The organism is Nocardia sp. NPDC049935, from assembly GCF_055586645.1.
In genome coordinates, this window is record NZ_JBVJHV010000011.1 from 35,424 (window position 1) to 53,913 (window position 18,490).

General features: G+C 69.2%; 31 protein-coding genes and 2 tRNA genes. 6 read left to right on the forward strand and 27 right to left on the reverse strand.

Features of this window, described 5'->3' with window-relative positions; genetic code table 11:
- The 22 genes from ACZ6SF_RS31145 to ACZ6SF_RS31250 all read right to left on the reverse strand — a co-directional run bounded on the left by ACZ6SF_RS31145 (position 1) and on the right by ACZ6SF_RS31250 (position 8,783).
- On the reverse strand, positions 1-192 hold the full coding sequence (locus tag ACZ6SF_RS31145) for a hypothetical protein (protein WP_466067042.1): 192 nt from the start codon (positions 190-192) through the stop codon (positions 1-3).
- Positions 189-620, reverse strand: coding sequence for a hypothetical protein (locus ACZ6SF_RS31150; RefSeq protein ID WP_466067044.1), 432 nt, complete (start codon positions 618-620; stop codon positions 189-191). Before ACZ6SF_RS31150 ends, ACZ6SF_RS31145 begins: the two co-directional genes overlap by 4 nt.
- Positions 617-1,111: a DNA N-6-adenine-methyltransferase gene (locus tag ACZ6SF_RS31155; RefSeq protein ID WP_466067046.1), complete on the reverse strand. Its 495-nt coding sequence runs from the start codon at positions 1,109-1,111 to the stop codon at positions 617-619. The genes ACZ6SF_RS31150 and ACZ6SF_RS31155 overlap by 4 nt, the downstream gene beginning before the upstream one ends.
- Positions 1,108-1,506, reverse strand: a complete 399-nt coding sequence (locus tag ACZ6SF_RS31160) for a hypothetical protein (protein ID WP_466067047.1) — start codon at positions 1,504-1,506, stop codon at positions 1,108-1,110. Before ACZ6SF_RS31160 ends, ACZ6SF_RS31155 begins: the two co-directional genes overlap by 4 nt.
- Positions 1,499-1,798 (reverse strand): hypothetical protein, encoded by a 300-nt coding sequence (locus tag ACZ6SF_RS31165; RefSeq protein WP_466067048.1) that lies wholly within the window; start codon positions 1,796-1,798, stop codon positions 1,499-1,501. The genes ACZ6SF_RS31160 and ACZ6SF_RS31165 overlap by 8 nt, the downstream gene beginning before the upstream one ends.
- Positions 1,791-2,018, reverse strand: coding sequence for a hypothetical protein (locus ACZ6SF_RS31170; protein ID WP_466067050.1), 228 nt, complete (start codon positions 2,016-2,018; stop codon positions 1,791-1,793). Before ACZ6SF_RS31170 ends, ACZ6SF_RS31165 begins: the two co-directional genes overlap by 8 nt.
- Positions 2,015-2,698 (reverse strand): hypothetical protein, encoded by a 684-nt coding sequence (locus tag ACZ6SF_RS31175; RefSeq protein ID WP_466067052.1) that lies wholly within the window; start codon positions 2,696-2,698, stop codon positions 2,015-2,017. Before ACZ6SF_RS31175 ends, ACZ6SF_RS31170 begins: the two co-directional genes overlap by 4 nt.
- The gene (locus tag ACZ6SF_RS31180) at positions 2,691-3,839 is read right to left on the reverse strand and encodes a hypothetical protein (protein WP_466067054.1); all 1,149 of its coding nucleotides are present in this window, start codon (positions 3,837-3,839) and stop codon (positions 2,691-2,693) included. The genes ACZ6SF_RS31175 and ACZ6SF_RS31180 overlap by 8 nt, the downstream gene beginning before the upstream one ends.
- Positions 3,839-4,081, reverse strand: coding sequence for a DUF6011 domain-containing protein (locus tag ACZ6SF_RS31185; protein ID WP_466067056.1), 243 nt, complete (start codon positions 4,079-4,081; stop codon positions 3,839-3,841). Before ACZ6SF_RS31185 ends, ACZ6SF_RS31180 begins: the two co-directional genes overlap by 1 nt.
- Entirely contained in the window at positions 4,078-4,383 is a 306-nt protein-coding gene (locus ACZ6SF_RS31190; protein ID WP_466067058.1) for a hypothetical protein, read from the reverse strand. The genes ACZ6SF_RS31185 and ACZ6SF_RS31190 overlap by 4 nt, the downstream gene beginning before the upstream one ends.
- Entirely contained in the window at positions 4,380-4,820 is a 441-nt protein-coding gene (locus tag ACZ6SF_RS31195; RefSeq protein WP_466067060.1) for a hypothetical protein, read from the reverse strand. Before ACZ6SF_RS31195 ends, ACZ6SF_RS31190 begins: the two co-directional genes overlap by 4 nt.
- Positions 4,817-5,269, reverse strand: a complete 453-nt coding sequence (locus ACZ6SF_RS31200) for a hypothetical protein (protein ID WP_466067061.1) — start codon at positions 5,267-5,269, stop codon at positions 4,817-4,819. Before ACZ6SF_RS31200 ends, ACZ6SF_RS31195 begins: the two co-directional genes overlap by 4 nt.
- 116 nt (positions 5,270-5,385) lie before the next feature.
- On the reverse strand, positions 5,386-5,964 hold the full coding sequence (locus tag ACZ6SF_RS31205) for a WhiB family transcriptional regulator (RefSeq protein WP_466067063.1): 579 nt from the start codon (positions 5,962-5,964) through the stop codon (positions 5,386-5,388).
- Positions 5,964-6,353, reverse strand: a complete 390-nt coding sequence (locus ACZ6SF_RS31210; RefSeq protein ID WP_466067065.1) for a hypothetical protein — start codon at positions 6,351-6,353, stop codon at positions 5,964-5,966. The genes ACZ6SF_RS31205 and ACZ6SF_RS31210 overlap by 1 nt, the downstream gene beginning before the upstream one ends.
- Positions 6,350-6,556, reverse strand: coding sequence for a hypothetical protein (locus ACZ6SF_RS31215; protein WP_466067066.1), 207 nt, complete (start codon positions 6,554-6,556; stop codon positions 6,350-6,352). Before ACZ6SF_RS31215 ends, ACZ6SF_RS31210 begins: the two co-directional genes overlap by 4 nt.
- Before the next feature lie 90 nt (positions 6,557-6,646).
- The gene (locus ACZ6SF_RS31220) at positions 6,647-7,021 is read right to left on the reverse strand and encodes a hypothetical protein (protein WP_466067068.1); all 375 of its coding nucleotides are present in this window, start codon (positions 7,019-7,021) and stop codon (positions 6,647-6,649) included.
- Positions 7,022-7,034: 13 nt separating this feature from the next.
- On the reverse strand, positions 7,035-7,271 hold the full coding sequence (locus tag ACZ6SF_RS31225) for a hypothetical protein (RefSeq protein WP_466067070.1): 237 nt from the start codon (positions 7,269-7,271) through the stop codon (positions 7,035-7,037).
- 160 nt (positions 7,272-7,431) lie between these two features.
- Complete coding sequence (locus tag ACZ6SF_RS31230) at positions 7,432-7,557, reverse strand: hypothetical protein (protein ID WP_466067072.1); 126 nt, start codon at positions 7,555-7,557, stop codon at positions 7,432-7,434.
- Positions 7,554-7,778, reverse strand: a complete 225-nt coding sequence (locus tag ACZ6SF_RS31235; RefSeq protein WP_466067074.1) for a hypothetical protein — start codon at positions 7,776-7,778, stop codon at positions 7,554-7,556. Before ACZ6SF_RS31235 ends, ACZ6SF_RS31230 begins: the two co-directional genes overlap by 4 nt.
- Positions 7,775-8,227 carry a hypothetical protein gene (locus ACZ6SF_RS31240; protein WP_466067076.1) on the reverse strand — a complete coding sequence of 151 codons (453 nt, stop codon included), beginning with the start codon at positions 8,225-8,227 and terminating at the stop codon, positions 7,775-7,777. Before ACZ6SF_RS31240 ends, ACZ6SF_RS31235 begins: the two co-directional genes overlap by 4 nt.
- Positions 8,224-8,460 carry a hypothetical protein gene (locus ACZ6SF_RS31245; protein WP_466067078.1) on the reverse strand — a complete coding sequence of 79 codons (237 nt, stop codon included), beginning with the start codon at positions 8,458-8,460 and terminating at the stop codon, positions 8,224-8,226. The genes ACZ6SF_RS31240 and ACZ6SF_RS31245 overlap by 4 nt, the downstream gene beginning before the upstream one ends.
- Before the next feature lie 83 nt (positions 8,461-8,543).
- Positions 8,544-8,783 (reverse strand): helix-turn-helix domain-containing protein, encoded by a 240-nt coding sequence (locus tag ACZ6SF_RS31250; protein ID WP_466067080.1) that lies wholly within the window; start codon positions 8,781-8,783, stop codon positions 8,544-8,546.
- Positions 8,784-8,919: 136 nt separating this feature from the next.
- On the opposite strand from ACZ6SF_RS31250, the gene ACZ6SF_RS31255 reads away from it, so the two are divergent.
- Positions 8,920-9,249, forward strand: a complete 330-nt coding sequence (locus ACZ6SF_RS31255; protein ID WP_466067081.1) for a helix-turn-helix domain-containing protein — start codon at positions 8,920-8,922, stop codon at positions 9,247-9,249.
- On the opposite strand, the gene ACZ6SF_RS31260 is transcribed toward ACZ6SF_RS31255, so the two are convergent.
- The 3 genes from ACZ6SF_RS31260 to ACZ6SF_RS31270 form a co-directional block, all read right to left on the reverse strand.
- A tRNA-Arg gene (locus ACZ6SF_RS31260) sits at positions 9,215-9,287 on the reverse strand. The two genes, ACZ6SF_RS31255 and ACZ6SF_RS31260, sit on opposite strands and share 35 nt — an antisense overlap.
- A 36-nt stretch (positions 9,288-9,323) precedes the next feature.
- Positions 9,324-9,413, reverse strand: a tRNA-Ser gene (locus ACZ6SF_RS31265).
- Between the two features lie 93 nt (positions 9,414-9,506).
- On the reverse strand, positions 9,507-10,241 hold the full coding sequence (locus tag ACZ6SF_RS31270; protein WP_466067083.1) for a dienelactone hydrolase family protein: 735 nt from the start codon (positions 10,239-10,241) through the stop codon (positions 9,507-9,509).
- 94 nt (positions 10,242-10,335) lie between these two features.
- On the opposite strand from ACZ6SF_RS31270, the gene hisC reads away from it, so the two are divergent.
- Positions 10,336-11,412: a histidinol-phosphate transaminase gene (gene hisC / locus ACZ6SF_RS31275; protein ID WP_466067085.1), complete on the forward strand. Its 1,077-nt coding sequence runs from the start codon at positions 10,336-10,338 to the stop codon at positions 11,410-11,412.
- A gap of 8 nt (positions 11,413-11,420) precedes the next feature.
- Here hisC and ACZ6SF_RS31280 read toward each other — a convergent pair whose 3' ends face one another.
- Positions 11,421-12,485, reverse strand: coding sequence for an alpha/beta hydrolase (locus ACZ6SF_RS31280; RefSeq protein WP_466067087.1), 1,065 nt, complete (start codon positions 12,483-12,485; stop codon positions 11,421-11,423).
- A 312-nt stretch (positions 12,486-12,797) separates the two neighbouring features.
- Between ACZ6SF_RS31280 and ACZ6SF_RS31285 the strand changes: the two genes are divergently transcribed.
- The 3 genes from ACZ6SF_RS31285 (at position 12,798) to ACZ6SF_RS31295 (ending at position 15,221) form a co-directional block, all read left to right on the forward strand.
- The gene (locus ACZ6SF_RS31285) at positions 12,798-13,931 is read left to right on the forward strand and encodes a DNA cytosine methyltransferase (protein ID WP_466067088.1); all 1,134 of its coding nucleotides are present in this window, start codon (positions 12,798-12,800) and stop codon (positions 13,929-13,931) included.
- A 63-nt stretch (positions 13,932-13,994) separates the two neighbouring features.
- Entirely contained in the window at positions 13,995-14,411 is a 417-nt protein-coding gene (locus ACZ6SF_RS31290; protein WP_466067090.1) for a very short patch repair endonuclease, read from the forward strand.
- Between the two features lie 66 nt (positions 14,412-14,477).
- Positions 14,478-15,221 carry a maleylpyruvate isomerase N-terminal domain-containing protein gene (locus ACZ6SF_RS31295; protein ID WP_466067091.1) on the forward strand — a complete coding sequence of 248 codons (744 nt, stop codon included), beginning with the start codon at positions 14,478-14,480 and terminating at the stop codon, positions 15,219-15,221.
- A gap of 32 nt (positions 15,222-15,253) precedes the next feature.
- Here ACZ6SF_RS31295 and ACZ6SF_RS31300 read toward each other — a convergent pair whose 3' ends face one another.
- Complete coding sequence (locus ACZ6SF_RS31300; protein ID WP_466067093.1) at positions 15,254-17,641, reverse strand: MMPL family transporter; 2,388 nt, start codon at positions 17,639-17,641, stop codon at positions 15,254-15,256.
- Positions 17,642-17,898: 257 nt separating this feature from the next.
- On the opposite strand from ACZ6SF_RS31300, the gene ACZ6SF_RS31305 reads away from it, so the two are divergent.
- Complete coding sequence (locus ACZ6SF_RS31305; protein WP_466067095.1) at positions 17,899-18,489, forward strand: TetR/AcrR family transcriptional regulator; 591 nt, start codon at positions 17,899-17,901, stop codon at positions 18,487-18,489.
- Position 18,490: the final 1 nt, after the last annotated feature.

The window sequence follows — 18,490 nt, forward strand, 5'->3', positions numbered from 1 at the left end:
TCAGTCCTCCTCGTACTCGAATGGCAAACGGTGTGCGATGTACGCGCGTAGGTGCTCGGCGGCGAGCTTCATTCCCGCGGCCACCACCGCGGAACCGGCGTCGACCGCCATGCGATCGCCCGCCGCGGCGAGCTCGTCGGCTCGCTCGGTGAGCGCTTGCGCGACAAGGGCGCGCTTCTCCTCGCCGGTCATGACTCGCTCTCCTCGGAATCGGTTTCGGTCCACGAGATTTCGAGCCACAGCGCGCCGCCCTTGCCCTTCTCGGGCTCGTGAATGACCGGCTCGGGCTTCGCCATGAATGCCGGTATGTCGTCGGGCACCATCCCGTAGCCCGGATGCTTCGTGGTACCGGCCGCGAGCGCGTCGCAGATCGGTTTGAGCGTCGCGACGAGATTGTCGGTATCGCGCCGACGACGATCGCGCGGCCGGTAGTGCAGGTGCACGGTTACGTGCGCGACGCCGCGCGGCAACTCCTCGGCCCGGGCGAGCATCTGTGTGGTTGCCCGGACCGTTGCGAGGATCCGGGCCTTGGCGAACACGGCGCCGGCCGTGCGGCCGCGGTCGTTCATCGACAGGGGCGGCCGGGACCAGGGGAGCTCGATCGTCGCGCGCCCGCTCATGCGTTCCGCCACTGCGCGACGTAGGTTCCGGGCAGGTTGAGACCGGCGAGCCGTATCGCGTCGTCGAGCCCGTACGCGGCGAGCACGCTCGGCGCCCCGGCGTTGTCCCGGCTCGGCTCGCCGGACGGCAGGCAGAACCGGAGTCGGCCGCGTAGGAACAGCAGCGCGGTTGCCCGCCGCCAGATGTGCTCGGCGAACCATGCCGTTTCGACCCGCGCGAACGTGAGCGCGGTGCCGGTGCCGTGGTCGGCGAGCTTGGACAGCCAGAGGCCGGCCTCGATATACGGCGGATTGAGCCAGACCCGGCCGGACCATGGCGCGGCGAGCCCGTCGTCGGGTGGGGCGATATGCCGCGCCGCGGTGTCCCACGGTCGCGGGGCCGCGGCGCACGGGTCCAGGTCGAACGGACCGAGCGCCTCGATGATTCCGCGGGGCGTGAGCCAGACGTTCGAGCCGCGGCGCCGCGACTCGTGCCCGCCGATGCCGCTCACTGCGCGAGGCCTTGCTCGTCGACCGCTGCCGGTGCGTACGCCGATATGTCGATGCCGACCCGCGCGAGGGCCTCGGCCGCGCCGTCGAGCGCCTCGACGAGCCGCTCAGCGGGTGTGGGCTCGCCGGTCTGGACGCACACCGCGCACGGGTCGGGGTGCTGCATCGGCTCGTTGTGAATCCAATCGATCGGGCCGACGCCGTACCGCGGTTCTTCGCCATCCCACAGAACCGCGATGATCACGTGCTCTCGGTCCACGTGGGTTGCGTGCGTGAACCCGGCGTCGCTGCGCTGAATACCGAAATCGTCGGGGCCGATGTCCTTGTCGACGCCGTGCCGACGTGCGAACTCGATCGCGCCCGCGAGCGCACGCTGTAGCGGTGTGAGCTCAGCCATCGGCCGGCCCCTTCCGGAGCTCGGCTGCGCGGGCGTGCGGGCAGCGACCCTCGCCGAACCAGAGATGCGTCTGGCAATTGCCGTGGTGGTCGATGTTCTCGCACGGGTCGGGGTCGGCGAAATCATCGACCAGGGCGAGCAGCTCGGCGGCGCGTTCCGGGGCGATCCATCCCTGTTCGGTGACCTGCCGCGCGACCGGCAGCCAGAACCGACTACGCGAGGGTTGTAGCAGCGATATCCGATCGGCCGCGCCCTTGAGCGCGTCGGCGAGCAGTTCGGCGGGCTCAGACATCGGCGGCCATTCCTTCGGCGAGCGATACGGGGCGCCAGCCGTCCGGGCCGAGCTCGACGAGCTCGACGCTCGGTTTCGTGCCGTTGAGTCCCTGGTTGTGTCGGCGTTCGTAGACCACGCCGGAAGCGGCGTCGTGGTTGAGCCCGGACAGCGGGAAGACGTGCCCGGATTCGGTGTAGCGGTAGCCGTATTCGGGCGCCGCGGCCTGGTCGCGATTCATCGGATGACCTCGACACTTTCGGACAGCAGCGTCAGCGTGACCCGGTTCGGGTCGCCGGCCTCGACCGCGGGCCCGGCGTGAGCGATCAGCCAGGGGAGCTCGAAACCGTCGATGAACACCGTTCCCGCTTGCCGGTCGACGACGATGTGTTTCGCGGTATCGAACGTCGTGAGCCTCGCGGCGTCCGGGCCGCCGGGGTGCGATGCGTCCACCGTGCGCAGTACGCGGCGGATCTCCTCGGCCCAGCAGGCCGGGCAGGCGGCCTTGTGGCACTCGCGGGTGTGCTCGTATTCGGTCGAGCCCGGGCCCCAGGTGAGCCGCGCGATATCGATCAGCGCGCCATTCAACGCGAGAACGCGCGCCAAGCGCTCGCGGGCCATGGTCTGGTATTCGCTCACGCGGAAGTTGTCGACCTCGGCGCGCTCGCGGGTCTCGGCGTACTCGGCGGCCGGGACGATCGCGAGGCCGGCGGTTGCGAGGCCGGTCCGCAGCGCGGCGCCGAGGCACGACGCGAGAATCGGCCGGACCTCGGCGCCGAGGTGCGTCATGGTGTCGAGCAATCCCGGCATGAGCTCGGCCGCGAGAGCCTCGCCGATTCGGTCGTCGCCCTCGATCGGCGGCGCCGCGGGCCCGGGCACATCGACGGCCTGGTCGTGGTCGTTGGGGTCGATATCAGGCATGGGTTCCGGTCTCCTCGGGTGTGGTGGTGGCAGCGGACAGCAGCGCGAGCCAATCGGCGGGTAGCGGGTCGGTGTGGGTGCACTTCGCGGGCGGTGGGTCGTCGAGCTCGGCGGGCGGTATGCGCCAGCCGGACCGGTCGCACAGGTGGCACTCGGCGACCTGTGCGCGCCAGCCGTTCACGAGCAGGTCGAGAACGACGGCGCGCTCGCTGTCCCAGCGTTCGGCCTTGTGGCGCTCGGTCTGGCAGGCGCGGCACGGGTCACCGGTGCCGCCGGGGTGCCTCGCGCAGTGCCCCGGGGGCCGGGGACCGAGACGCTCCTCGGCGGAACGGGCATGTCCGGCGAGCTCGTCATCGATGGCGGCGGGGCCGAGCTCCGGCGCTGCACTCGTCGGGCCCTGGTGACGTACCCCGGTTACGTAACCCCCGTCAGGTGTTGGGTTTACGGGTAAGGGGCTTAGGTAGGTTCCGGACCGATCCGGATTGGTAATCCGGTCCCGGGTCGGCATCGGCGTTCCGGACCGTTCGGCATTGGTGACCGGCACCGCCGAGGCATCGGCGTTGCCGTTGGGAAAGCCGTTGGCCTTCGCGTTGGCGATGTCGTTGCCCATGCCGTTGCCGATGTCGTCACCAATCGGATTACCAATCCGATTGGTGATCTCGTACTGATCCAGACCCGGCAGCGAGAGCAATCGCTCAAGGTGCTTATTGCTGATGGCGTGCGTCCAGGATGAGTAATCCGGTTCGGTCTTGCGGACCTCCTGAATCGCGGTCACCACGGCGGCGCGCAGGCGCCGCGACGCTACCGAGCCGTACGCATTCGAGAGCGCTACCGCGAGTTTCGGGTTGACGAGGATCTCGTCATCGGCGATGTGCCACGCGGCGAACGCCTCTTCCGTGTCGTCGTCGAACAGCACGATTCCGGAGTCGTCGAGCTCGGCCGCGGCGGTGCGGATGGCGATCTCGGTCCAGCCGCGGGCCCGGGCGGCGAGCCGCTTCGGGCGCCAGTCCACGACGCCGGCATAGGACAGGTCACCGTGCGTGGACAACACATAGTGCAGATGCTGTGCGCCCGGGGAGAGGTCGAGATAGGCGTCGCGGTCCCAGATGTTGAGCCGGGTGCGATGGTACGAACGCGCCATTAGGCCTCCTGTGTTTCTTCGAGCTCGAACAGGCCGGGCTCGCCGGCCATCGGGTCGGCCGTGGCGTGCTCGGAGCACACCGGGCCGAGCCGGTTCCGGATCGATTTCGGCGTCACCAGCCATCCGCCGCAGCGGGCGCACTGCACCGCCAGCCGGGCCGGGGTGCCGTCCGGGAGTTCGCCCACCGCGAGCGCGGCGTCGGGCACATCGAACGTGGTTTCGGTGGTACGAGCGGGATTCATGTTTCGTCCAGTTCGGAAAGCGGGATAAGGGCGAGTTGGTTGTCGGGCGGGCGGCATCGGCTACAGAGCCGGTCGCGCGGAATCTCGACGCCGGGCGCCCAGGGCGTACGGCACTCGCGGCAATCCATGAGGGCGCGATTGCCGTACTTGTCGGTGGTGTAGTGCCGCGGAATGCCCGCACGCGGGCGGCGCGGGTAAATGGGAAGTTGCACCGGCCGCCGCGGCGCGCGCGGTTGGGTGGTGCTGCCCGGCCAGGGGCCGAGCAACACATCGCGGTCGTCGCCGCGGCGGCCGGTGCTCATGACCGGTCCGGCGGTTCCGGGCCCGGGCGGGTATCAGCGCACCCGCGGACCCAACGGGGCCCGTGCCGTCTCCAACGGCAATGACCGGCCTTGCCCGCGGCCTCGGCGTCGATGTGGGTTCCGTCCAGCAGCACCCGCGCCGGTGGGGCGGGTGGGTTGTCGCTGAGGGTGATCACGCCACCGCAGTTGCGGCACTGCCCGCGGTCGAGCAACTCGCGGGCGAGTTGCTCGGTTGCGACGACCGGCCCGCGGTGGCCTTCGGTGAAAATTCGCGCGCCGCGGTATTCCGCGCGGGCCCACCATTTGGCCTTATCCGCGGGCTCGTCGTCGTTGCCGACGTATCCGATTTCGAGCGCGCGCGCACCGGTTCGGCCGATCAGGTCGAGCGCGGCGTCGAATGCGTCCTGATCCAGTGCCGACACGCGAAAGCCGGTCATCGGCCGGGTCCCGCAATTGCCGGCGGCAGGACAACCGCCATGACCGAGCCGAGCAACAGGTCGAGCCCGCACTCGGCGGCGGCGCGAAGCTGTGCCGGGCCCATCTCGGCGCCGAGCTTGTACATGGCGTCGTTATGGCCACCGACACCGGCGGTAGCCAGTGCGGCGAAGGCGGGATCCATTCCGAGTGCTTCCGTCTTGGCCGCCAGATCGGTTGGGATGCCGCCCATTACTTCGCTCAGCGAGACGCACGCGACTTCGACGAGCCGCACCGCGGCGGCCGGGTCGGCCGCCAGCGCATCGAGCCCGGCGCGCTGGCACGGTACGCACTGGTCGAGCGCGGCGCCGAACAGCGCGGCAATGGCGGTGTGGTCGATATGTCGGCGCGACGGCTCGATTTCCTCGGGCGCGGTGCTGATCGGGGTCGGGTGGTTACGCGAACAGGTCACGAGCGTTTCCTCTCGGGGTGTCGGTGGCCTCGGCTACGGTGTCCCACCTGCGAGTCATGCGACCGGCGAGCCGGACCATGTGAGCGACCAGGCGGGCGCGGCGCCAGCGCCGCGGGTTACGGGCAATCACGGGCGGTGACCTCCTCGGGGGTGTGTGGTTCGAGCGCGAGCACCGCCCGCGCGGTCGCTTTCTGAATCCACTTGCCGCCGCGGCGGATGCTGGCGACGGTGTTCGGGCCGAGCCCGGCGCGCAGGCTCATTGATCGCCAGGCCTCGCCGGTCTCGCGAAGGCGGTCGAGATGGGCCAGCACCGGCGCCGGGTCGGCAAGGTCGCTACGGCACGGCCAGCAGCGCGCCCAGGGCTTCGCGCCCTCGAACTCGCGGCCGCATTCCGTGCACGTGTGAACGCGGAGCTTCCCGGCGTCGGTGCCGCGGGTGGTGTCCTTCGACGTGGTGCCGATCAACTTCTCGAGGGCCCAGAGCTGCCGCGTGTTCGCCACGTTGAAACCGGCGTAGACGCCTTCGCGCAAGTGCTCTTGCGCGAGAGCGATCTCGCCACACCGGCGGCGGACCGGGCAGCGTCGACACTGGCCTTTCGCGTACGCGATCGCGGCCGGGTCCGACGAGAACCACGGACCATGATCGCCCGCACACGGGACGCTCACGTCGCGGTCGACGGCAGCACTCAGGGCCATTACCGCACCGCCTGAGCGGCCGGGTCCGTATCGTTCGCGGCCGACGCCGGTTCGGGTGCATCGAATCCCGCGAGCTCGGCCTCGACCGCCTCGCAGTTCTCCGGAGAGCAGTCCGGGCCGCACTCGTGCGCGAGCTCGGACTCGTCGACCGAGTACTCGACCCGGACACGGCCCGGCGTGCGCCACTTCTTATCGACCCACACCTGTACGAGCGCGTTATCGGGAAGCTCGGCCGAGGCCTCGACCGCGGCGCGCAAGTCGGCGAGCGTGGTGTCGGTCCCGGCCTCGTCGGCGAGGAATTCCGCGTCAACGGTGTGGGTGGTGCGCCGGTTGGTGCTAATCCGGATCGTGCGGCCGGCCTCGGGATCGTGGGTCTCGTGGGTGGTCATCGCGTCCCCACCTCATCGGCGGCCTGGTCGTCGATGTCGGAATCGGCGTCGCCGGACCATCCGCAGCGCGGGCACCCCGCGCCGCGGCAGTACGGGCAATCGCGAGGCGCCGCACCCTTGTTGCCGCAGGCCATCACCAGCGCGGTAACGAGCGCGAGCACCGCCACCGCGAGGTAGTCGTTGATCTGATCGAGAATCTTCATGCTTCCTCGTGTCGGGTTGAATGTCCGGCCGCGAGGCCAGGCCAGCGGGGCACCGCCGGCCCGGCCTCGCGGTCCGCGCACGGCGGACGGTCAGAGAGCGTGCGTGAGCACCCAGCGCAGATCGGCGCACCGAACATCGGCCATCGAGCCGAGCGCCCACCCGGACGCGAACGGGTCGCGATATCCGGCGTCGACCACCACCTCGAACGCGGCGCGCTTCCCGGTCACGGTCGGGTCGGTGCGCAGCACCGCGCAGGCCTTATCGGCGGTCGCGAGTTGCTGGTCGATGGTCTGGTGAGTGCCGATCATCAACAGGCGCCCGTTCAGTTCGTGCGGGGCCCACTCCGGCGGCAGCCAGGCCACATGTGCGGCGTCCGGCGCGGGCGCCGCGAGGGCGGCCGGTGCGGCGAGCGCGGTCGCACCGGCCGCCGTGACGGCAGCGGCGGCGAGTTTCAGAATGTGCATGGTTCGGGTTCTCCTACAACGGTTGGTTATCGGATTCGAGCTCGTCGGCCGCGGCGCGCAGCGCGGCGGCGACATCCCGGGCGGCGATGAGATACCGCCCGGGCGTGAGCGGCGGGACCAGCCGAAGGACGTCGGTTCGGAGCTCGCCGACCGAATCGGGATCGCGGCCGACGATCGTCGCCACGGCCCCGTATCGAATCGCGTCGGCGAGCTCGACCGGCAGTTCCATCGATTCCCACCGCTCGGTCATGGCTCGACCCTCGCGGCGGCATCGGCGGCGGTATCGACGACCAGGCTGTGAATGTGGAGACCGCAGTCGTAACAGACGCGCTCGTACCATCCCGCGCCACTCGAAAAAGACAGGCTGACAACGGAATCGGCATGGAGGCAGTTGCCGCGAGGGTCGATGATCACAGCAGCCACCCCCCGAGCACGGGCGGCAGGACGAACACGGCGGCGATCGGGAATCCCCAGATGAGCGCGACGGTTACCGCGTCGCGCCACGGGACCGGCGGGGGCCGGTGCCGCCCGGTCATGGCTGAGCCTCAAGCAAGTCGACGAGCTCTATCACCTGTTCGGGATCCAGCGGCACGCGGCGGAGCAAGGTACGCGTTGCGATGGCCCGGTCGGCCAGCTCGCGCCAGCGCCGGTAATGCCGTTCGCTCAGATGGGAATTCATCTCGGCCAGATCTGCCGCGTCCGTAAGACGCCTGAGTAAGTCGTTGAGCTCTGCCCGCGTCGGGCGTGCCGCGGTCACCGGCCCGACTCCTGCGCTGGCGCCGGACCGTAGATCCGGATCGGGAACTCGCCGAGGGTTCCACGCCACTCGCGCCCGCGGCCTTCGGCGGCGGGGTGCTCGGAGAGCCCCAGCGTCGTTGCTGCCGCCTCGGCCGCGCTGTCGTCGACCGTGAATGTGTAGATATCCCCAACCGCGCGATGCCAGTTCAGGTCGGGGACACTCCGGCGAAGCGCATCGAGAGCCTGGTCGCCGGGCTCGCCGTAGAGACGGATATCGGCGATGAGATGCTCGACGCTCACCAGGACCGAGATACGGCGCGAGGATTCGCGGTCGTCTCCCGGATACTTGTCGGCGAACTCATTCGCCTCGGTAAGGATCTGCTGCACCCGAGTGTGCAAGTAGGCTGCATCCCAGATGAGGGCGGGAGTTGCTGAGCGGGGTAGGAATTCGCGAGTGCCCTCGGTCACTGGGACACCTCCACGCCTTCGAGACCGGGCCCGTAGGTCCAGGTGTGCGGCGGGACGACGATCGTCGAACTCGGCGCCGTGAACTCCGGCGAGGCCGGAACGGTGCGCGGGGCCGGGATGCGCAGCACCGGCGGAACCGGATCGTCGCCGAAGTGGCACCCCGTGAGGCTGAGTGCGCAGATACCGACGAATGCCGGTCCCGTGAACAGGGCGATAAGCTTGGCAATGAACACTCTGTTTCTCCTTGAGATGTGAGTCGTGTGTTCGCTGCGAGCCCGCCGAGGTGCAACTCGGCGGGCTCGGTTTCCGGGGGGATTCATGCCGCGCCCGCGGTTTGCCGGTCGGCCTCTTCGTGGATCTGCGCGGTAGTCACGCCGCACAGTTCGGCGATGACGGCCACCTCGGCCACATTGAGGACGACTTCGCCGCGCAGGCGGCGGCCGACGTACTCGGGACTCGTCCCGAGAGCGGCGGCGACCGCGGCGCGCGACACGTTGGCGCGTGCCATATGCCCGCGCACCATGGCGGCTACCCGCTGAGCGTGTTGTTCTGGCATGAGCGCGACATTACACGCTGAGAGTGCAGTTCGAGCAACGAACGTGTAACTCCGTAGACGTGTCGACTGTGCGGCGGTCAAGGGATGGGGACGCTCACAGTTGAGTTCGCACGCCTACCGTGCGAAAATCGGCCGCATGACGACATCACTCGAGGTGGTCGGGGGCCGCGCGGAGACCTTGACCGAGGCAGTCGCGCGCCGTCTACGCGGCCAACTGGCCGAGCGCCGAATCTCCGGTTTGAAGCTCGCGAAATTGACCGAGCTCAATCGGGAAGTGATCGCGCGCCGGCTGCGTGGCGAGGTCGCGCTGAATACCGACGAACTCGAATTGATCGAGAATGTGACGGGAATCTCTACCGTCTATTTGCTGACCGGCAGGCATGAAAATGCCCCCCGTCCGGATGGTCCGGACGGGGGGCAATCAACCGATGTGCGCCCGAAGGGATTCGAACCCCTAACCTTCTGATCCGTAGTCAGATGCTCTATCCGTTGAGCTACGGGCGCATGCGCGTATTCAGTTGTCGCCCGGTGAACCGGGCGTGGCGGAGGCGAGAGGATTTGAACCTCCGGTCCCCGTGAAGGGACAACTCATTAGCAGTGAGTCCCATTCGGCCGCTCTGGCACGCCTCCTGGAGCCTTCTCTACGAGGGCACCGGTCCCTTCGGAACCGCCGAGCAGAAAGGTTACCCGAGCAGATCCCCAACCTGCAAAACGGCAGGTAGATCAGCGTAGATGGCTGTCGAACCAGTCGAAGATGCGGGTTCGGGAGTCGATGAGTTCCTCGGAGTCGTCGTCGCCGGGGGTGTCGGCTCGGTGCAGCAGGCCGGGGTAGGTGACCACGAGGCTGGCGACCGAGGCCTGGGCGCCGGCGTCGCGGAGGCGGTCGACGTCGTCGGCGGGGGTGCTGGGTTCGGCGCCGAACAGGCCGAGCCAGGGGGCCTGGAGGCGGGGGACCGCCGAGACCAGGGCTTCGGCCTGGTCGGTGAGGGGGGTGGCGATACCGGGGGCGGCGACACTGACCGCGGCGCCGATCGGGCGGTTGGTGGCCACCAGCAGGGCGGCGGTGCCGGCGGTGTCGAAGCCGAGGGCGCCGATGCAGTCGGGGAACACGCCGTGCTGGGTGAGCCAGTCGAAGCAGGCGTCGAAATCCTCGAACAGTTCCTCGCCGAACACCCCGGCCGACGAGGCGGTGGCCCGGTGGAAGAGGTTCGGCGCGACAACCAGCCAGCCTTCGCCGGCGAGGGCGCGCATGAACTCCAGCAACGTTCCGGTGAACTCCCGGGCCTCGTGCAGCAGCACGATCCCGCCCCGGGCGTAACCGTCGGGTTCGATCACGGTGATGGGCACACTGGCGCCGGCTTCCGCACCGGTCGGGGCTCCCGGCGGTTCCTGTTCGTGTCCGTTCGCTTCGGTTTCCCCGCGCCTGAGCAGGGCGACATCGTCATAAGTGCCCGACATGTTCCCAGCGTAGGGCGATATCTCCGGGCCGGAAAGATTCCTCCGGTGAACAGCCCGAACGTGGCCCGATCGAGATCGGAACTAAGCTCGATACGTGACCGCGCACATCCGGCCGGACCTCGATTCCATTCCGGCGTACGTTCCCGGCCGCAGCCATCCCGGCGCGGTCAAACTGGCGAGCAACGAGACCACGCTCGGACCGCTGCCCACCGCGAGCAAAGCGGTGGCGGAGGCGGTGGAGCAGGCCAACCGTTATCCGGACAACCAGTCCGGCGAACTACGAGCGGCCCTGGCGGAGTTTCTCGGCGTCACCCCGGCCAACGTCGCGGTCGGCTGCGGCAGTGTGGCGCTGTGCCAGGAACTGGTACAGATCACGTGCGCGGATCCGACTGACGAGGTGCTGTACGCGTGGCGGTCGTTCGAGGCGTACCCGATCATCACCCAGGTCGGTAACGCGACCGCGGTGACGGTGCCGCTCGCCGACCATGTGCACGATCTGGACGCCCTCGCGGCGGCCATCACCGAACGCACCCGGCTGGTGTTCGTCTGCAACCCGAACAACCCGACCGGCACCGCGCTCGGCCGGGGCGAGCTGGAACAGTTCCTGGACCGGGTGCCCGCCGGTGTCCTGGTGGCGCTGGACGAGGCCTATTACGAATACCTGCGGCTGCCCGGGGATCATCCCGACGGGGTGGATCTGGGGCGCACCCGGCCCAATGTGGTTGTCCTGCGCACCTTCTCGAAGGCCTACGGACTGGCGGGGCTGCGGGTGGGGTACGCGGTCGGCGCGCCGGAGGTGATCGCGGCGCTGCTGAAGGTGCATATCCCGTTCAGCGTGAGCCGGGTGGCGCAGGCGGCGGCGATCGCCTCGCTGGAGGCCCGGCACGAACTGCTCGAGCGCACCGAGACGGTGATCGCCGAACGCGAGCGGATCCGGGCGGAGCTGGTGGTGGCCGGTTACCGGGTACCGCGGAGCCACGCGAACTTCGTCTGGATCGCCCTCGGCGCCGCGACCACGGAGTTCGCCGAGGCGAGCGCGGAGGCGGGGGTGCTGATCCGGCCGTTCGCGGGCGAGGGCGTGCGGGTCACCGCGGGCGACCCGCACGAGAACGATCTCTTCCTGCGCTTCGCCACCGCCCCGGAGACGGTCGCCCGCTTCACCGGGCAGTAGGAGCGCGGTCAGTTCAGGCCGAGTCCGCCGGCGATGGTGGGCCAGGAGGTCACCAGTTCGTCGGCCCAGTAGGGCCAGGAATGGGTGCCCTGCGGCCGGAAGTTGGCGGTGTACTCGATGCCGAGGGTGTCGAGGCGCTGGGCCAGGCGGCGGGTGCAGAAATCGGTGGCGGCCTCCAGTGGCCCGCCCATCATGACGCTCACCGGGGTCTCCGGGTTGGAGAGCACATCGTGGACGCCGGGCCGGCCGCTGCCCACCGACAGATAGAGGGCCTTACCGCGCAGTTCCGCGGCGTGCAGGGTGACGTCGTGGGCCAGCCAGGCCGGGTCCTCGGGGGTGCCGAACATGTTCTCCGGATCGCCCTTGTAGGTGGAGACCACCACGCGGGCCTGCGCCTGGCCGAGGTCGGTGCCGGTGGAGAAACAGCCACTGTGGGCGCCGATGGCCGAATAGAGTTCCGGTTTGCGGATGGCCAGCATCATGGCCGCCTCGGCGCCCATGGAGGTGCCGACCACGGCGTTGCGGCCGTTGCCGGAGAAGGTGGAATCCAGCAGCGGGGGCAGTTCCTCGGTGAGGAAGGTTTCCCATTTGTTGACGCCGAGCACCGGGTCGGGGCGCTGCCAATCGGTGTAGAAACTGGCCGGGCCGCCGACGGTGAACACCACGTTCACCGGTTTGTCGGCATAGAACCGGGCGGCGCCGCCGCGATCGAGCCAGTTGTTGCTGTCGGGCTGGGTGCTGCGGCCGTCGAGCATGTACACGGTGGGGCGCGGTTTGCTGCGGTCCGCCGGTTGTAGCACCAGGACCTGGACGGTGCGGTGCATGGCGGGGGAGTCCACGAAGACACGCTGCAGGCGGTCGGTGACCTGTTCGGTGCCCACGATCGCGGCCCGCGGCGCGCGCACCGGTTCGGCTTTCTCCACCGGACCGGGGTCTTCGGCGGAGCCGGTATCGGGGCGCGCGGGCGCGGTATGCGCGTCCGGCGGCATCGCCGCCGCCATGCCGGGCAGGACCGCGCCGGACAGGGCGAAGGCGCCCGTGATCACGGTGGCCAGTCCTGCGCGATACTTCATGGCGCCCATCCTGCCAGAGATGCCCGTTTCCCCAGCGGACCCCGAATATCAGAAATATGGCCTTTTACCTGCGGTTTTCTATCGCCTTGCAGCGGAATGGATCTGATGACGTGATGATCGACTCGCGGGACCGCCCGGCGATTCGGTGGCACGAATCACATCGTTCGGCGGAGTGAATCACAGCCCGGTTTTCGCGGCGGCGGCAGCGGTCCGCGGTGTCGCGACCGGACCCGGAAGCAGCCCCGGCCCGCGGAGTAACCTCCCTTCGACAGCCGGGCCGGATGGAGAGAGGACCTCGTGACGGGCGCGCGGATGGTTGGGCTTTTCGCCGGGATCGGGGGACTGGAACTCGGACTGGCGGCGCACGGGTGGCATACCGAGCTGCTGTGCGAGATCGACCCGGGCGCGCAGGCCGTCCTCACGGCCCGGTTCCCGGACGCCGAGATCCACGGCGATATCACCCGCCTGCGGGCACTGCCTCCCGATACCGAACTGGTGGCGGCGGGTTTCCCTTGCCAGGATCTTTCCCAGGCGGGCCGGACCGCCGGGATCACCGGCACCCGGTCGAGCCTGGTGGACCATGTGTTCCGGCTGGTCCGGCGCAAACGCGGCCCGCGCTGGCTGCTGGTCGAGAATGTGCCCTTCATGCTGCAACTCGGGCGTGGGGCGGCGATGCGGCATATCACCGAGGCATTGGACGAACTCGGCTACACCTGGGCCTACCGCGTGGTGGACGCGCGCGCCTTCGGGCTGCCGCAGCGCCGCAACCGGGTGCTGATGCTGGCGTCGCGCACCGAGGATCCGCGCACCGTACTGTTCGCCGACGATGCCGGCCCGCGGCTGCTCGGGTCGGTGGATATCGACCCGTGCGGTTTCTACTGGACCGAAGGCGTCCGGGGACTGGGCTGGGTGGTGAACGCCGTGCCCACCCTCAAAGGCGGGTCCGGTCTGGGGATTCCCAGCGCCCCGGCGGTGCGGTTGCCGTCCGGGGAGATCGTCACCCCGGGGATCACCGACGGCGAACGGCTCCAGGGGTTCGCGCCCGGCTGGACCGAACCCGCGCTGAGCGTGCCCGGATTCCGGCCGGGACAGCGGTGGAAACTCGTGGGCAACGCGGTGAGTGTGCGGATGGCGGAATGGGTCGGGTCCCGGCTGCGGGAACCGGGCGAACCGATACCGGGGCATATCCCGCTGCCGCCGGGAAGTCCGTGGCCGGGAGCGGCGTGGGGGCATTCCGGTCAGGTCTTCGAGGTGCCGCTGTCGCCGTGGCCGGTGCACCGGCCCTACGAGGACCTGAAGCTGTTCCTCACCGACACCCGCTTGCTGTCGGCGCGGGCCACGGCGGGTTTCCTGCGGCGCACCGGGATGGGAACGCTGCGCTTCCCCGCCGGGTTCCTCGACGATGTGCAGGCACACCTGGACCGAATGGGCGGGTGGGCGGCGTGAAGGGCGGGCGCCGGTCATGCCCGAGGACGACAGCATGAGCGGGGCGCGCCCGGAGGCGACAGCATGAGCGGGGGTTACCGACCCTCGACCGATGCGGCGACCAGCGCGCGGATGTCGCGGCAGCGACGGGCGCATACCGCCCCGGAGCTGGCGTTGCGCCGGGAATTGCACCGGCGGGGTGTCCGGTACTTCGTGGATCGCGCCCCGATCCGGGGCCAGCGGCGGCGGGCCGATCTGGTGTTCCCGCGGCGGCGGCTCGCGGTGTATGTCGACGGCTGTTTCTGGCATCGCTGCCCCGATCATGCGACCGACCCGAAGAAGAACGCCGAGTGGTGGGCGGAGAAATTGGCGGGCAATGTCGCCCGCGACCGGGCCACCGACGCGGCGCTGATCGCGGCCGGGTGGCAGGTGGTGCGGGTCTGGGAGCACGAGGATCCGGTGCGGGCGGCCGACCGGGTGCAGGCCGCGCTGGGCCGCTGACGGCGGGTGGCGCCGATACCGGAAACCGCTGGGGCGTCCCCGGATCGCGGCGCTAGGGTCGGAGCCGTGCCCAGCGAATTGATCGAACAGCTCACCGCGCGGATGACCGCCGTCGCCGCCGCCGGCGCCGAACTGCTCACCACCGTGGACGGGCTCGACGCCGCCGCCCTCGCCGCTCCCTCGGCGCTGCCGGGATGGACCCGCGGCCATGTGCTCGCGCATCTGGCGCGCAATGCCGACGGTTTGGTCAATCTGCTGCTCTGGGCGCATACCGGAGTCGAGACACCGCAGTACGCCAGTGCCGAACTGCGCGACGCCGATATCGAACTCGGTGCCCCGCGCCCGCTCGCCGAACAGCGCGCCGACCTCGTGGAATCGGCCGAACGGCTGACCGGGATGGCGCGGTTGCTCACCGTCGAGCAGTGGCAGGCCGAGGTCCGGACCAGGCAGGGCACACCGCTACCGGCGTGGAAGGTTCCGTGGATGCGGCTGCAGGAGTTGCTGATCCATCATGTCGACCTGGACGCGGGATATACGCCCGCGCGGTGGCCGGCCGAATTCGTGGACGAGATGCTGGGGACGCCGCCGCCGATCTGGGGAAGCGACCCGGGGTGGCGGGGTTCGGGCTGCGTGCCACCGATTCCGGGTTCTCCGCCGTGGTGGGATCGGAAGAGGCGGGGCCGGTGGTGGAGGGTCCGGGGGCGCTACTGCTGGCCTGGCTGCTCGGGCGGGATTCCGGGGCGGCGTTCGCCGGCCCGCTGCCGGAACTGCCCGCCTGGCGCTGAAAACGAAACCGGCCGGCATCCGTGAGGGATGCCGGCCGGGTCTCGGGTCGCGGTTTATCAGACCCCGGCGGGTTCCGACCGGACCGCCGCCTCGCGGTCACGCTGCTGCAGTTCGCGCAGCTTGGTGCCCTCCACGTCGATATCGGGGAGGATGCGGTCCAGCCAGGCCGGCATCCACCAGGCCCATTTGCCCAGCAGTGCCAGCAGCGACGGGATCAGCACCATCCGCACCAGGAAGGCGTCGAAGAAGACGCCCGCCGCCAGCGCGAAGCCCATCGACTTCGAGGTGATGTCCGGCGAGAGCATGAAGCCGCCGAAGACCGAGATCATGATGACCGCCGCCGCGGCCACCACGCGGGCGCCGTGGTGGTAGCCGCTGATCATGGCCTCCTTCGGATCCTTGCCGTGCACGTACTCCTCGCGCATACGGGTCACCAGGAAGACCTGGTAATCCATCGCCAGGCCGAACACCAGGCCGATCAGCACGATGGGCAGGAAGCTGATGATCGGGTGGGTGTCCTCGACCAGGCCGAACGCACCCTCCTGGAAGATCAGCACCGTGACGCCGAAGGTGGCGGCCATCGACAGCAGGAAGCCGAGCGCGGCGGTGAGCGGTACCAGGATCGAGCGGAACACCAGCAGCAGCAGGATGAACGCGGCGACCGCGACGATGGCCAGGTACGGGATGATGCTGGTCAGCAGGACGCTGTTCACATCCGCGTAGATGGCGGTCTGGCCGGTGATGCCGTACTCCATACCGAAGCGGTCGTTCAGGCCGGCCTCGGCGTCGCGGGCGTGCTCCACCAGATCCTGGGTCGCGGCGCTGTTCGGGCCGGATTCGGGTACCACCTGGAACAGCGCGGCCTGGCCGTCCTGGCTGGGCTGGGCGACGCTGAGGTAATCCACATCGTCGAACCCGGCCAGTTCGTCGCGCAGCGCGGTGAGCGCCGCGTCGCGCTGATCCTGCGGGGTCTCGGAGAGATCCACCGCCACCACCAGCGTGCCGTTCTTGCCTTCGCCGAAGCCCGCGGTCTGCAGTTCGTAGGCCTTACGGGCCGACGAATCCTCCGGCATGCTGTCGCCGCCGGGCAGGCCCAGGTTCAGCTGGGTGGCGGGGGCGGCCAGCGCGCCGAGGACCAGGGCGCTGGCGATCAACGTCAGGACGGGCACCCGGGCGATGACGCGGGCGAAACGCATTCCGTTGGTGACGGAGTCGTCGTCTTCGGGGTCGTGCTGGGCGACCAGTGGCAGTTTGGGCTTGAACAGGAACCGGCCGAGCGCGCCGAGCAGCGCGGGCAGCAGGGTGATGGCCGCGAGCACCGCGAACACCGCGGCGATCGCGCCGCCGATACCCATCATGGTGAGGAAGCCGATACCGACCACCGACAGCCCGAGCAGCGCGATCATCACGGTCAGTCCGGCGAAGACGACCGCCGAACCCGCGGTGCCCACCGCGACGCCCGCCGCTTCCTCCGGCGAATCCTGGACGACCAGTTCGTGTTTGTACCGGGAGACGATGAACAGGGCGTAGTCGATCGACAGCGCCAGGCCGATCATCGAGGCCAGGATCGGGGTGAAGGTCGGTACCTCGGTCAGCGAGGTGCCGGTGAGGATCAGCGCACCCGCGCAGGCCACGCCGACGATTCCGGTGACGATCGGCACGAACGCCGCGACGATGGCGCCGAAGGCGATGACCATGACGACCAGCGCCACGCCGATACCGATCATCTCGGCCTGCCCGCTCTCGGGCTGGGTCTGGGCGATGGCGCCGGTCAGCTCCACGGTGAGACCGGCATTGCGACCCTGCTGGGCCACGGCTTCGGCGGCCTCACGGTGCTCGTCGGTGACATCGGAGAAGCTCGGCATCGAGAATTTGACGTCGAGGACGGCGACGGTTTTCGGCTTGTCCTCGTTCAGCACATTGAGCGGCGCGCCGCCGCACAGTGCCTTGAAATCGGGGGAGTTCGCACCGTCGAGGCAGTTGGGCTCCGGTGTCGGCGGGGTCTGCCCGGGCCGCAGGTTAGCGGCGGCCTCGGCCTGTTCCTTCGCGGCGGCCTGGCTGGCCGGCATCATCGCGGTCGCGGTGACCGGGTTGACCACCGGCTCGGCGTGGTCGACGATCTCCATCTCGTTGAGACGGGCGACCATGGCGTCCAGGGCCGCCATATTCGGTTCGTCGGCCAGGGTGCCGTTCGGCGCCGCGATCACATACTGGCCGGTGACGGCGTCGAGGCTGAACGCCTTCGCCATCTGCGGCATATGTTCTTCCAGGATTCCGGTGGCCCGCTCCGACGGCAGACCGGGCATCTCGAAACTGTCCTGGAACGGTTTGGCCAGCGTGGCAGCGGCCCCGCCGAGGACCACCAGTATCAGCGCCCAGACGGGCAGCACTATCCATTTCCGGCGGAAAGCGAACTTTCCCCATCTGTACAGGAATACGGACACGAGGGATTTCTCCTAGGCGAGGCCGAGACGGTTTGGTCGTTGTGCTGTGACGAGCTGACGGCCGACGTCGCTTTCGCGGACCGGACTGCGCGGCGAGACTGCATGCTCGGGCGCGGAGTCGGATGGACCCGCCTACACGGTGGACGCCTGGTATCTACCGTACGGTAGGTAGACTACGTGGAGGTTAAGTGGAGGTACAAGCTCGACTTCCGGGTGGCAGGCCGGGCGCGATGCCGGGAAGAACGAGAGGGCCGAGCATGGCGAATCGGAGATCTGAAGACCACGTTACCGCAGGTCGCGACACCAAGAAGGCCATCCATGACGCCGCGGTGCGGCTCTTCGTGGCCAAAGGTTTCGAGGAGACCAGCCTGCGGGAGATCGCCGATGCGGTGGGAATCACAAAGCCGTCGCTCTACTATCACTACCCGTCGAAACTCGAACTCCTCGTGGCCATCATCAATCCGCTCCTCGACGATCTGAAGAAACTGTCGGAGCAGGTGGAGGAGATCGCCCCCGACGCCGAAGGCCGGCGCACCGTGCTGCGCAACTATCTGCGCGCCATGATCCGCCACCGCGACGCCGGAGAGATGATGGTTCGCAACGCGGTCCCGATCGTCAACGCCGTCGCCGACCAGTTCCCGGTGGTCGTCGACGCCAACAAGGCTCTGCGCGATTGGCTCGCCGGACCCGATCCCACCGCGGTGCGGCTGCTGCGCGCGAGCGCGGCCATGGAGATTCTGACCGTCGCACTGGTTTCCAACGAAGTGGCGCCCGACGCGGGGGATGATGTGGTGGAGACGACGCTGCTGGACGCGGCGATCGCGGCCCTGCGGCCGGACGCGGAATAGA